Raw genomic sequence first — 13,007 nt, 5'->3', positions numbered from 1 at the left:
CTTTTAGGAATAATTAGAAATTATTGTTTTTTTATTTGGAAATAGTACAGTTTAAACCATCTAATGGCGAAAAATCAGTTACTTTAGTTCCTATAAGATTTAGGTCTTTTAAATTAGTCAAGGATGCAAGTGGCGTAATATTTTCCACTGGATTATTCCATAGACTAAGAAATTCAAGCTGCTCTAAACCTGACAATGGTGAAACATCTGTAACTTTATTACCAGATAGATTAAGGTGTTTCATCGCTTTTAGATTTGAAAAAGCCTTTATATCCGTAATATTGCTCTGATTAAGTTGAAGAAACTCTAATTGCTCAAGAGGGGCTATCCAATCGACATTGGTCAATTTTTTAGATCCTACAGACATCTTCTTTAAATTAACTAACGATGAAAGCGAAGAATAGTCTTCAATATAATTGCCTCCTAGCCAAAGTTCTTCCAACTGTACTAAGTTTGATAAAGGTGAGATATCTACAATATCGTTCGTGCTTAACTCAAGTTTCTTTAGAGCTTTCAAACTTACTAATGGTGAGATATCTTTAATCATATTTTGTGAAATAGATAGATTCTCTAATTGTTCAAGAGATGAAATCCATTCAGTATTGACAAAGTAATTAGAATGTATATTAAGTTCTTTCAACGTTTTCAGCTTAGATAATTCTGAATAGCCGATAACCTTTGCACCTGTTGCATAAAAAGAGCTTAATCTTAATCTCTCTAAAGATTTTAATCCCCCAATAGGTCCTAAATCATAAACATCACCTGCTTTATTTCTTGGACTAGAAATGTCTAAATTAGTCAAATTAGTAAGCTGACTGATTCCTTCAAAGCTTAAAGGTTGATCCCCCTCATTCCTAGCTCCACTCAATTGCAAGGACTTCAAATTACTGACATTATATATTGGTATTAACGATTTAACTTCAACATAAGATAGCCCTAACTTATTCAATTTAGGTAACTTTCCTTTACTAAAACTAGTAAAATCAAACACATAGGAGCTCTCAGTACTTCCAGATATAAACAGTCTTTCTAAGCTAGGCAGATTAGCTATTTGTTCAAAGCCAGCTGCATCGTTTAGGTTACTTATTGTGAGTGATTTTAAATTAGTTAAATTTTCGATCCCATTTAAGTTAATGTAGGCTGATCCTGTATGATGCTTTATATCAATTTGCACAAGATTGGTTAACGTTGCTACTGGACTGAAATCTTCTATGTTCCCTCTAGAAATCGTTAAATAGCGAAGTTTTTTCATATGCTGGATGCCTTCAAGATTATTCACATCGGTTAACCATATAAGCCCAAGATCTAGTTCACTTTCTCTGATTGTTGTAGACACATCCCCACCAAAAGAGTTTGCTACATCAGCTGCCAAGTTAGGATCCGGGAATACCTCAGCAATAGTCCCTAACACAGGATCGGCATCCACATAAGCTAAACCTTGATCTTTAATCTTGTTTAACGTACCTGCACCAATTCCCTTAATTTTAGTTAATTCATCAATTGACGCAAAAGGTCTCGTATCAATAATCCTCTGTGCGAGAACTGCTCCGATTCCAGAAAGCTTCTGCAGCTCTCCTATACTTGCGCTATTGNTGATCTTTAATCTTGTTTAACGTACCTGCACCAATTCCCTTAATTTTAGTTAATTCATCAATTGACGCAAAAGGTCTCGTATCAATAATCCTCTGTGCGAGAACTGCTCCGATTCCAGAAAGCTTCTGCAGCTCTCCTATACTTGCGCTATTGATATCCACTTGCTCGACTTGCGCAGTTGCTTCAACGCTCTCTTGTGCGCTAGCAATCTCTGTACCTAATAATCCACCAACCGATAATACAAACATCATCATAATGGAAATCAATACTTTTAGTTCTTTTTTCTGTATCACTTTGTGTTTCCTCCCCGTTCAATAGTGAACATGCTTTTTCTCTAAATTAATCATCGTAATTTATTTAATAATTTGACAATTCAAACCAGTCAATAGAGAACAATCCAAGATATCTTGAATTTCATCATTCGATAATACTAATAGCACCCTATTATAGAAATTAATAATCTTAATTCTTTTTTTCTTCTCTATTTGCGTATATTCTCTTTTTCAACTTCACTCTAGGTCACTAATAGTTTGCTTGTCTCATTATTAGTAACCTAGCTTGATAGCTTCAAATTTATGGCAAACCGTTTTTATGAAGAAACGGCAATTTATCCAACGGTGAATAATCAATGATTGGATTATTTTGTAAATATAAATGCGATAGCTTTTTCAAGTTTGATAGAGCTTCTATCTTTACAATTTGATTCGATTTCAAATTCAGTTCGTGAATATTTATTAATGAATCCAATGCTGAGATATCTATGATTTGGTTCGAAGCTAAACGCAATCTTTCTAATTTAGTCAAAGATTTTAATGCCGAGACATCCGCAATCTGGTTTGATTCTATACCTAAATAATTTAGCTCCCTTAGGGAAGACAAGGCGGAAATATCCGTAATTTGATTATTATCAAGTATTAGGCTTTCCAGATTTAGCAAAACTGACAAAGCTGAGATATCCGTCAGTTCATTTTGACCAAGTGATAGATCCTTTAAATTTATCAGGGCTGACAAGGCTGAGATATCCGCCACTTTATTGTTATAAAGAGTGAGGCTTTCTAAGTTTTCCAAAGTTTTCAACTCATCGAGTTTAACTATTTTATTTCTTGAAAGCTCTAGCTTTCTTAAGTTTGTTAAGGTCCTCAATGGTGAAATATCCTCTATCTGATTATCAACTAAGTTCAGTTCATCCAAATTTGTTAACAGTGTCAAAAAATTAATATTTTTTACCTTGCTAGATTGTAAGCTTAAGCTTTTCAATTGAGTTAATTTACTAAGAACTGAATAATCTTTGTTAACACTACTTGTCATATTCAAATATTCAAGACTGGTTAAGTTTCCTAATGCTGATATATCTGAAATTTGGTTACCATAAAGAGTGAGTTTTTTTAGTTGGCTTAAATGTGATAATGGATCAGCATTCACAACTTTGGTCCTAATTAATGATAGCTCTGTTAATTGTTCTAATTTAGATAATGAAGAAATATTTGTCAGCCCTGATCCTTCCAAACGAAGGTTTTTTAACTGTTTTAAATTTGATAATCCAGAAATATCCGTTAAGTTATTTTCAGAAATACTAAGATCTTCAATCTGATTAATTGAGGATAACCAATTTATATCAGCCATATAATTATCAGATAAGCTAAGAGTTTTCAATTGCCCCATCTTACCGATCTCTGAATAACCTGTTAAATTAGAATTCATAAATAAAGCTAAAGCTAATTTTTCTACAGATTTCAACTTTCCAAGAGAACTAATATCAGAAACATTAGAAGGCTTAATAATTGTCAGTTCTTTCAGGTTTTGTAATTGGTCAATCCCTGCAAAATCTAATGGCGCCCTCCCTTTTTTCCATATCGTATTTATATCTAGTATTTCTAAATTAGGAAGTTTATATATTGGCTGTAAGTCATTGACTTCAATCCCATTCATTCTAATTTTTTTTAATTTAGTTAGATTGTTGATTCCTTCAAAATCAAGAGTATCTCCATACTTATAGCTACCAGAATAATCAAAATATTCTAAATTCTGCAGCTGATATATTTTTTCAAAGTCCTTTATATTATCTCTAGCGATTATTCTTAATTCTTTTAGATTGGTTAAATTCTCAATACTAGCAACACTCTGTAAGTTGTAAATATTGAGATACAAACTTTCAATATTGTTCAAAGAAGTGATTTTAGAAAAATCAGACCAATCAGTAATTTCCTGTGCAGTGATTTCTATCGTTTTAAGACTAGTCAAATGTTGTAAACCTTCAAGGTTAGTAACAGCTTTTAAAAAGAAACGCTCTAACTCCAAATTGTTTAATTCTTTTTTCGTAGTGCTTGCAGTAATTTCTTTTCCTAAAGCGTAAGCTACTTCAGAAGAAAAGTGCGGATCCGGGAATACCTCAGCAATAGTCCCTAGCACAGGATCGGCATCTACATAAGCCAACCCTTGATCTTTAATCTTGTTTAACGTACCTGCACCGATTCCCTTAACTTTAGTTAATTCATCAATTGACGTAAACGGTCTCGTATCAATAATCCTCTGTGCGAGAACCGCTCCAATTCCAGAAAGCTTCTGTAGCTCTCCTATACTTGCACTATTAATATCCACTTGCTCGACTTGCGCAGTTGCTTCAACGCTCTCTTGTGCGCTAGCAACTTCCGTATGTGATAAGCCACCAACAGTTAATGCAAACATCAGCATCATAGAAATCAACCATTTTAATTCTTTTTTCTTCTGCACTTTGTGTTTCCTCCTTTTTTCTCTTCCAATAATAATTTTTTGATTGGCATCGTTTGATTTTTCTATTACCACTATCAACTAAACTATTATCTGTCCATTTCATGATTAAATTTTTAACCATAAGTTTAGTTTATATTATACAAACCCGTTATTATATAGAGTTATATTGTAAAAATATAGATTTTGATTAGGTTTCCCTTGTATTTCTATATACAAAAAAGAAGCCAACTAAGATTTTAGCGACTTCTTTCATATAAATTCTCTTTATTTTATTTATATAAGCTTTTCAAATTTAAATAGATACTCTAAGACCTTGTTTCCTTGCGTTTCACTATACTTCTTTTCAACTTCCAAATGTGTAAAGTACGCACCTAATTCCTCAATCGCTGGCTTTAAGATCTTTTGATCAATTTGCCCAACTCGATAATGTTTAGGCATCCCAAGTAAAAAAGACAGGTTTTCAACCGATACCTTCCAGTAACCTTTTTTTTCAGCCTGCTTTAACAACCGATAAAGATTCTTGGCATACTTCTTTTTCAACAAAATAAATTCTTCTAAAGAAAAACACGTAGCATTCGAATTCACTTGATTCAAAAGACAGGTGAACTTGGGATTAAAGCGAGCTTCAATTGCCTTCTCTTTTTCAAGAAGTCTAAAATCTTCAAAAATCGTAAAGCTTTCTACACCTACTTGATCATTGTCTGTATACAGATGAATATAGTTAGAATTAATCAATTTTTGATACATACTATTTAAATCCTTCAAAAATCTAGTATTAGACGTTGAGGTATAGTGAGCCAAGCTTTTTAAATCCTCCCATTTTACGTAAATTTGCTCGTGCTGTTCTTCTTTTGTTTTGCTTAATATAGAAAAAAATAAATTAAATTCACTGGCATTAAAAGTACCCAGCGAAACTGTATTCAGCTCGTTTTTATACTTTACGTAGTCATTCATTTCAAAGCCTACTTTCCCTTGCTCATTTGAAGGCTATTATAGTCAGTTTCATTGCATAAAGCAAACTTAAATACAAAAAGGTACTGATTAGCTAGCAAAAACCAACTATTTTTCTCAAGTCAAAATAGCGAAAAAAGCCTGTATTTTCATGGTTTTTCTGACCTCAATCATTTTTTTATAAACTTATTTACGCAGACAACAGGTGAAAGTGATGCTATTCTTTGGATGTAATTTAACTATACAACGGAAGGATGTTTTTTATGAGTAAATCAATTATTATCGTAGGTGCAGGTCCAGGAGTTGGTTATGAAACAGCTAAAAAATTTGGTACTGAAGGATATAAGGTAGGATTGATCAATATTTCAGAACCTATTTTAGTCGATCTAAAATCCGAGCTTGAGCAAGATAACATTACTGTCTACTATGAAACGGCTGATGCAAGCAATACAGAAAAATTAAATCAAGCCATTGATCGTCTAGTTGAACAACTTGGCGGTTTAACTACTTATTTCTATAACGTTCCTGGTCCCTTAGGCAAATCATACATGCCAATGACTGAGGCGCCCGAATCATTATTATCTTTATTTTTACAATTAAGAGTAACGTCAGTCTTAAGCTCTGTTCAACATGCTTTACCCTATTTAGAAAAAACTCACGGCTCTGTGTTGATCTCAAGTGGCCAATCTGATCGAATTGCTTATCCCTACACTGGGATCATGGGCACCGCTCAGGCAGCGTTGAAAATGCTGATGATGCACTTAAACCAAGAGTTAAAAGAGAAGGATATTTTTGTTGGTTATTTCCCGTTAGATAACCCTCCTTTGATTACTGATGAGAAAAAAGAAGCGAACCGTGAAGACTTACCAGGTGGTTTTGAATTAACAAAAGAAATGAGAATTACTGCTAAAGATGTAGCAGCAGAAATTTTTAAAGAAGATGTGCTTAGAGAAAATTTCGATGTGCGGATCAAAAAAGCGTAGCTTTTATCTATTAGTTAAAAATATTAGACTCAATCAAAAAAATAAAATAACTTGTATCGATTGTTTGTTTTTCGCTTCTATTCATCTTCTATCCATCTTTAAGGTTTATTGCATCAAAAAAACCGAAATTTCATAAAATACTATTTTAAAATCGTTTTATGAAAAAGAAGACGGTATTTATTTGATTATAAAATTAATCTACGTTAAACTTTTAGAAAGTCCACTTTAGCTTATATTATTCTATAATCTTAATTTTTAGATACAATTTCTATTTCATAAAAAAGAGGGAGCGATAGTCGATGTGTACAAGCGTTACGATGACAACGAAAGATCAAACAGTTTTATTAGCTAGAACAATGGATTTTGCGGTTATTTTAGATGCTGAGCCAACTTTTATTCCAAGAAAGAAACTTTTCTTTGCAAATGATAAAAATGATGACCGTAAAAATGACTATGCCTTTGTTGGGATGGCTCGACAAATGGATAATGGAGAATTTGTTTTTGCCGATGGCTTAAATGAAAAAGGACTCTCTTGTGCTGCTCTTTATTTTTCTGGATATGCGGATTATAACAGTCAGGATAGCAATAAAAAATATTCCTTAGCTCCTCACGATGTTGTCCCGTTTTTACTCTCCACTTGTTCTACCATTGAAGATGCCACTCGGACAATGGAAAATGCTCAAGTTGACAATACGGCTCTAGACTTTTTAGGCATCGTCTTACCTCTTCACTGGGTCATTACTGATACTACTGGTAAAAGTATTGTCGTCGAGTACACGGAACAAACTTTACACATTTATGAAAATTCGATTGGGGTCATGACCAATAGTCCCGACTATAAGTGGCATACTACAAATTTAAGAAATTATATTGGCTTACAGCCAGATCAAAAAACAGAAGTACATTTAAAAGATATGGTGATGAAACCGTTTGGTGAAGGCGCTGGCGCATTTGGCCTACCTGGTGATTTTACGCCGCCATCAAGATTTGTCAGAGCCGTGTTCTTGAAAAATTGCTTACAAGACATCCAATCTGAGCTAGATGGTATCACTTCTTTGTTCCATGTGCTTGCCAATGTTGATATTCCTAAAGGTGTTGTAAAAACAACACAAGCGTATGACTATACGCAATATACTTCTGTTATGGTAAATAGCACGCTGAATTATTACTATAAAACATACAATAATCAACGGATTCGCTGTATTCAATTAGATAATGAAGATTTTGATGCGACTTCTGGCAAAATTTGGTCTAATGGCGATGCCGAGGACATCCTGTATCGAAATAGAAAATAAGTACTTATTGAAAAATAGGGAAAGAGACAACAAACCTAGGCAGGTTTGTTGTCTCTTTCCCTATTTTTGTTCGCGCCTATACTCACTTAGGTGTGAACGCTGAGTATGAGGAATACACACAATTTTGTGTTACTTATCTAACAAAATTGTTAGCTCCTTGTTCGTTACTCCTAGTTTACTTTCATCTATAATAGCCATAGAAAGGTCTGATTAATATGAAAAAAATAGTAAGCATACTCGCACTAGTGATCCTTGGTCTACTTTTTTACAAAGGTTTTGACTATTATCAAAGCACTTATGTTGGCATAGAAACGTATGCCTTGGTTCCAGAAACAGTCCCCACAAAAATAGAAACAAAGGATGATTCTGGTGAATTAGTCAAAAATTCTCAAGACAAACAGCTTTATTCTTATGATTATTCATTAAATGGTGTGACAAAAAAAGGCGAGAAGCGATCGCTTAAATTATCAATCACTGACTTAGAGCCTCAACCACTTATACCAAACTCTTTTATCAAAGTGACCGCTTCAAAAAAACGTGTTTTAGATGAGCCAGTACAAGTATCTGAAAATGAATTGCCTGATGGTATTAAAAATAGCTTGTTACAATAACGCGTTTTCTAAAGTTGGTTTCATCACATTTTGGAGCAGTCTGATTTTGATTTATGGCAACTATCTTCCCCACTAGAGCTTAATCTCTAGTTTTTCATCCTTAAATATAACGTGTAAAGGTTGGGTCACACACCCATGAGAGCTGTTGCCTTCATAAGTGTGACCCAACCTCGCTCGTTACGCTATTATTTGCTTCTTTTCATTCGCAAATCAAAAAGTAAACTAAATAGAAATAGACTAATCATTCCAGTAAATAGGAGTACTTGATTTGGTTCTAGTTCTCCCGTTTTAGGTAATTGTGCATTTTTTTGTTCTTTTTTTTGTGGTTGTTCTTCATGTGTATTATTTGTTTCCTGCTCAATTGGCGCTGTTTCTATTTTTTCATAAAGATAAGTGACTTCTTTAGGTAGATCTGTAAAAATTCCTTTGTCGTCCCCAATAACTTCTTTTAACTGATAACCAGTGATTTCTTTATCTATTTCATATTTAGTTCCTGATTCTCCTGTTAAAGTAATGCTTGGCTTTAAGGTCTTGCCCTCTTCATCTTTGAAATAAGCCGTAACACTCGATAGTACAGGAACATGAATTATCGTTGTTGTCACACTGTTAGACGCTACTGTAAAAGGTTGTTGAGCTAGACTAGTCACGCCTTCTAGCGACATATTTTGAGCGATTGACGGTTGATTTTCCCCAGTTACTTTTACTTGATAACTCAACGTTACCTTTTCATTTCCGGGTATGTCAGTAAATGAATAGGCAAACTCTGGCCCGTCCCAAGCACTATCATCCACTAGAGTCTCATTGATTTTTGTTGTATTTGGAAGATACTCAACACCTGCAGGCAAACTGTTTTTAAGAACACTTGCCCCAACTTTGCCTCCACTGTTTTCTGCGGTTAAGCTATACGTCAAAATATCTCCTACTTGAGCTTCTGGATTACTAACCGTTAGCAGCATCTGAAGATCAGGGGCTATAAAAAAATTGGTCTCTGCTAGAGATAATGTAATTGGTGAAAGTGGCTGGATGCCACCAGTACCATCTGAGGTCTCACCAGTGAACAAGCCTGGCAGATCAACATTCCCAGTAATATTACCTACTTTTACTTTGAAATAGTAATATACTTCCATACTGCCTGACAGTACCCCGGTAAAAGGAAGATCCATTTCATTTGGAAAATCAGTCATGATGCTGGCAAGAATTTCATCACTAAGGTGAGTTGCAGGCAAATCGTTGGAACCTATGTAAAATGAGTCCGCCAGATAATCCAAGCCTTCGTTAAATGAAAAAATGATATTATGATCATAAATCTCTTGATTATTGTCGTATTCTTTTAGTTGATATCTCATAGAGACCAGATAAGTCTCGCCTATTTTCAATGGCGTATGCGGGTCGACTGGTTGGCTATCTTCTTGAAGCAGCTGATAATTCACTACTAGCTCGCCTGGCATACTAACTCTACCAGCTTTTGCTAAAGAATTGGACTGAGGTAATTCAAAAGCTGCTACTTGATCAGCGTGAGTAAAAGTCATTAAGATAAGCATTATTACGACTGCTGCAATGCTCGTCCATTTTTTTTGTATCATTTCTACTATTCTCCTTCTAAAATCACATTTGGTGAACATTGACTTTACCACACTAAACTGGTGTTGACAATTCAGTTTTTTCCAGAATATGACTTATCTTGAACACTTCCTAAATAGATTCATTCGTTAATAATTTCTTTTCTTTTACTTGCAGTCTCTCTCAGCAATTCTACATATTCCTTTTGATATTTTTTCAGATACGCTTTTAATGACTGCTCTTTTTCGTCAGACCAACTCGGATCACTATTTATTAAGTTTCCAGTCTCATCTACTTCAACAGTTGCATCGTATTTTACTTTTGGATCATTCGCTTTTGAAATCACTACATTCCGTTTGTTTCCTTCTTTGACTTTAACCACTAATTTGTCTTTTCTTGCGATCACCCACGGATTATGTTCTGTTAAGGGAATAGGATTGAAGCCCACTTCCATGACATAGGTTGAATACAACACTCCTCCTTCTTCCAAAGCATAGCTTCCCGAATATCTATAGTCATCTTGCTTCCAAGAATGCGCAGTAAGATTTTTTAAATAGCGCTGTTCGTCCATTCGCAGCTTGCCATTAAACCCTACATAGATCAAAGAAAGAATTCCAATAACTACTAATATTCGCTTGTAATAGTTGTTCCATCTCATTTTTTTCGATAAGTCTTTTGTCATTTCCATATCCTCCCGCAATAAGTTATCAAGAGAGATACCGAACAGATCGCTAATTGCGACAATTGTTTCTAAGTCCGGATAATTTCTGCCAACTTCCCAACTGGACACTGTCGAACGAGAAACATTTAATAACTCACTTAATTGTTCTTGAGTCAGTTCTTTTTTTAAGCGCTGTTCTTTGATTTTGTCACCAATGTTCATGGTATCACCTCTTTCTTTTTTATTATCTTGATAACTTACAGCAAAGGGTAGCCACTTTTCGTGTCATTGTTAAATTTTGTGTTGATACCATTCGTGTCATGTTGATTTACTGGGTTTTTCAGGAATCAGTCCTTAAACATTATAACAAAACTCTAACGGATTATTGCCTTTTTAAAATAAAAAAATACGTTCAAAAACTTGTAGAATCTACGAAGGTTTTGAACATATTTATCTATTATTTCCACAAAAAACTTATACACTCATTTTTGTGACGGCCATCTATTTGATCAAGCCCTGAAATAAAAATTTACTCCTCTTGGAATACCCCTGTCATCTTTTAGTCCAAACTTGAAAAATCGTGATTAATGATTTCTATTAATTTAAATGTATCCTGTTCAAATTCAAATTTCAAAATACAACAATTTCCTAATCGGTCTTTTTGATCGATTTCACTGGTATGCGCCCAGTTTCGCATAAACTGGCGACAGGCTGCGCCGTGAGACACGGCTAAAACAGTTTCTCCAGCTTCTTTCATGATGTCCATCAATGCTTCTGATACGCGCTGTCTAAATTGAAATTCTTCTTCTCCACCATAGCCAGCGAAGTAATCCCCATACGGTAATGGTGGATTCAACGACTCACTCTCTGATTCAAACCGACCAAAATTCCATTCTTTCAAGCCTTTTACTCTTTGATATGGCTTATCCGTTACTTGCTCTAAGGTATCACTTGCTCGTTCAGAAGTAGAAGCGTATGCGCTATCAAAAATAATGTTGCGGTCCTTGAAATAATCCCCTGCAATTTGCGCTTGTTTGATGCCTTTTTCTGTCAGTGGTGAATCACACCAGCCCTGGATTTTTTTCTGTTGATTGAAGAGTGTTTCCCCGTGCCTCATCAGATATAATGTTTTGGTCATCTTCTTGCCCTCATTTCTATTCGTTGTATTTATCATAAACCATGAAGTGAACTCCAAGGCAAGCAAAAAAAGCTGAACATTGTCGATTCAGCTTTTTTACTATTTATTCAAGCAACCGGCCTTCATCATGCCAAGCACCATACATTTTTTTAGCCTTTGTATTTTCCAGAAATTTATCCAAACGCTTCTCAAATAATTCTGGCTGATGTTTATAATTTTGAATCGTATCAATACGAATACGCCGATATAATTCTGGAAAGTTTAGAAAAGTTTCATAGATTTCTGGATCTTCTTTGAGTCTTTTTTCTATGATTTCATCTATTTGAAATGAAGCTTCCGACATATCAGGCAGAACGTTTCTACCGTGTTCGGTCATCAAGCCTACTCTTTCCATTCGGCGAGCACGTTCTTTATTTAGCTCTGTCCATGGACTTTTTTTGGCTCTTGGTGAAAGTCTTTGAGCCGTTTGTGTTTCAGAGACTTTCTTTTTGATGCCATCGATCCAACCGAAGCAAAGTGCTTCTTCTACCGCATCTAGGTATTGGATTTTATTAGGTTCTGGTTTGATACTGACGATGATCCAGCAGTATTTTTCGGTTGTGCTGTTTGCTTGTAGCCAGTTGCGTAATTCCTGTCTGGTCGTTATGGTCAACAGATTGTCTATTTCCATCAGTTAAACTCCTATTTTACTATGATTAAAGTATTATACATGAATTTGGTGGAAAAATTAACTATTCAGCAAAGCTATTCCCTATAATCTGTGATACGTGCATATATTGCTTTGATTTCTGATTGATCATTGATTCCTACATACAAAGAAGAACGGATATTTTTTTTATTGTAGGCATCCTCGCCATTATCTGAGACTTCCAACTCTTTGGATTCTCCCTCCTGTTTACTCTCTTTAAGCTGTCTTAGCGCAATCGTCAGATTTTCCACTTGAACTAGTTTCCCTAAGCGTTTTAATAATGACTCTACATTTTCACTTTGAAATGCCGATGATTCTCCATAATTTGAAAGTGTGATCGTTTGGTCAAACAAATTAGCTTGGTTTTTTTCTGGAAGGTAGAGGTATTCTGAATCAATATAAGCGAATGCCTGCATAGTATCCGCTTGCTCATATGGATAATATCCGCGTACCTGTAATTTATTTTCTTTTGCATCGATCGTATAGGTTACGGGACCTTTTGCTCCTGTATCAGTCAATAATTCTTCATCTAAGATTGCTTCTGCTTTTTTGGTCAACGCAGATAGTGATACCGAAAATTTTTCTTTTAGAATCGTTTCAGCTTCTTCTTTAGATAAATCACTATATTCGAAAACACCAAACGGCTTGGTTCTTTCGGCTCTCCATAACAGTTCTTGAGATTTTTTTGGTAAAGCGTTCTCTTTCTTACACCCAGAAATAAGTAATATTGGGAGTAAACATACGATTAATAGCGTCATCACACGCGTTTTTCTGCTCATAAAAGATGTGCCTCTTTT

General features: G+C 34.8%; 12 protein-coding genes. 3 read left to right on the top strand and 9 right to left on the bottom strand.

What is annotated here, in order from left to right; all coding sequences use genetic code 11:
- Positions 1–31: 31 nt before the first annotated feature.
- The 4 genes from RV15_RS19180 to RV15_RS10160 all read right to left on the bottom strand — a co-directional run bounded on the left by RV15_RS19180 (position 32) and on the right by RV15_RS10160 (position 5,277).
- Complete coding sequence (locus RV15_RS19180; protein WP_425429316.1) at positions 32–1,579, bottom strand: leucine-rich repeat domain-containing protein; 1,548 nt, start codon at positions 1,577–1,579, stop codon at positions 32–34.
- Positions 1,580–1,593: 14 nt separating this feature from the next.
- Positions 1,594–1,841, bottom strand: a 248-nt coding sequence (locus tag RV15_RS19175) for a ComEA family DNA-binding protein (protein WP_425429315.1), incomplete at its 3' end; no start/stop codon positions are given.
- Positions 1,842–2,166: 325 nt separating this feature from the next.
- Positions 2,167–4,323 (bottom strand): leucine-rich repeat domain-containing protein, encoded by a 2,157-nt coding sequence (locus RV15_RS10165; RefSeq protein WP_071877940.1) that lies wholly within the window; start codon positions 4,321–4,323, stop codon positions 2,167–2,169.
- A 273-nt stretch (positions 4,324–4,596) separates the two neighbouring features.
- A complete protein-coding gene (locus RV15_RS10160; protein WP_071877939.1) occupies positions 4,597–5,277 on the bottom strand; it encodes a replication initiation protein in 681 nt (226 codons plus the stop codon).
- Positions 5,278–5,537: 260 nt separating this feature from the next.
- Here RV15_RS10160 and RV15_RS10155 point away from each other — a divergent pair, with 260 nt between their 5' ends.
- The 3 genes from RV15_RS10155 (at position 5,538) to RV15_RS10145 (ending at position 8,163) form a co-directional block, all read left to right on the top strand.
- A complete protein-coding gene (locus RV15_RS10155) occupies positions 5,538–6,257 on the top strand; it encodes an SDR family NAD(P)-dependent oxidoreductase (protein WP_071877938.1) in 720 nt (239 codons plus the stop codon).
- Positions 6,258–6,556: 299 nt separating this feature from the next.
- Complete coding sequence (locus RV15_RS10150; RefSeq protein WP_071877937.1) at positions 6,557–7,552, top strand: linear amide C-N hydrolase; 996 nt, start codon at positions 6,557–6,559, stop codon at positions 7,550–7,552.
- Between the two features lie 215 nt (positions 7,553–7,767).
- Entirely contained in the window at positions 7,768–8,163 is a 396-nt protein-coding gene (locus RV15_RS10145) for a YxeA family protein (protein WP_071877936.1), read from the top strand.
- A gap of 185 nt (positions 8,164–8,348) precedes the next feature.
- On the opposite strand, the gene RV15_RS10140 is transcribed toward RV15_RS10145, so the two are convergent.
- The 5 genes from RV15_RS10140 to RV15_RS10120 form a co-directional block, all read right to left on the bottom strand.
- Positions 8,349–9,746, bottom strand: a complete 1,398-nt coding sequence (locus RV15_RS10140) for a MucBP domain-containing protein (RefSeq protein WP_071877935.1) — start codon at positions 9,744–9,746, stop codon at positions 8,349–8,351.
- Positions 9,747–9,865: 119 nt separating this feature from the next.
- Positions 9,866–10,606, bottom strand: a complete 741-nt coding sequence (locus RV15_RS10135) for a helix-turn-helix domain-containing protein (RefSeq protein WP_071877934.1) — start codon at positions 10,604–10,606, stop codon at positions 9,866–9,868.
- A gap of 337 nt (positions 10,607–10,943) precedes the next feature.
- Positions 10,944–11,522, bottom strand: a complete 579-nt coding sequence (locus tag RV15_RS10130; RefSeq protein ID WP_071877933.1) for a histidine phosphatase family protein — start codon at positions 11,520–11,522, stop codon at positions 10,944–10,946.
- Between the two features lie 103 nt (positions 11,523–11,625).
- Positions 11,626–12,192 carry a YdeI/OmpD-associated family protein gene (locus tag RV15_RS10125; RefSeq protein WP_071877932.1) on the bottom strand — a complete coding sequence of 189 codons (567 nt, stop codon included), beginning with the start codon at positions 12,190–12,192 and terminating at the stop codon, positions 11,626–11,628.
- Between the two features lie 74 nt (positions 12,193–12,266).
- The gene (locus tag RV15_RS10120) at positions 12,267–12,989 is read right to left on the bottom strand and encodes a hypothetical protein (protein WP_071877931.1); all 723 of its coding nucleotides are present in this window, start codon (positions 12,987–12,989) and stop codon (positions 12,267–12,269) included.
- Positions 12,990–13,007 lie beyond the last annotated feature (18 nt).

This window comes from Enterococcus silesiacus, assembly GCF_001886225.1.
Lineage (GTDB): Bacteria > Bacillota > Bacilli > Lactobacillales > Enterococcaceae > Enterococcus_L > Enterococcus_L silesiacus.
Note: the sequence above shows the minus strand (reverse complement) of the source record. Positions and strands in the feature narration are given on the sequence as shown.

Coding starts and splice junctions, on each gene's coding strand:
- RV15_RS10160 (WP_071877939.1), bottom strand. CDS start 5,277: ATGAATGACTACGTAAAGTATAAAAACGAGCTGAATACAGTTTCGCTG.
- RV15_RS10155 (WP_071877938.1), top strand. CDS start 5,538: ATGAGTAAATCAATTATTATCGTAGGTGCAGGTCCAGGAGTTGGTTAT.
- RV15_RS10150 (WP_071877937.1), top strand. CDS start 6,557: ATGTGTACAAGCGTTACGATGACAACGAAAGATCAAACAGTTTTATTA.
- RV15_RS10145 (WP_071877936.1), top strand. CDS start 7,768: ATGAAAAAAATAGTAAGCATACTCGCACTAGTGATCCTTGGTCTACTT.
- RV15_RS10140 (WP_071877935.1), bottom strand. CDS start 9,746: ATGATACAAAAAAAATGGACGAGCATTGCAGCAGTCGTAATAATGCTT.
- RV15_RS10135 (WP_071877934.1), bottom strand. CDS start 10,606: ATGAACATTGGTGACAAAATCAAAGAACAGCGCTTAAAAAAAGAACTG.
- RV15_RS10130 (WP_071877933.1), bottom strand. CDS start 11,522: ATGACCAAAACATTATATCTGATGAGGCACGGGGAAACACTCTTCAAT.
- RV15_RS10125 (WP_071877932.1), bottom strand. CDS start 12,192: ATGGAAATAGACAATCTGTTGACCATAACGACCAGACAGGAATTACGC.
- RV15_RS10120 (WP_071877931.1), bottom strand. CDS start 12,989: ATGAGCAGAAAAACGCGTGTGATGACGCTATTAATCGTATGTTTACTC.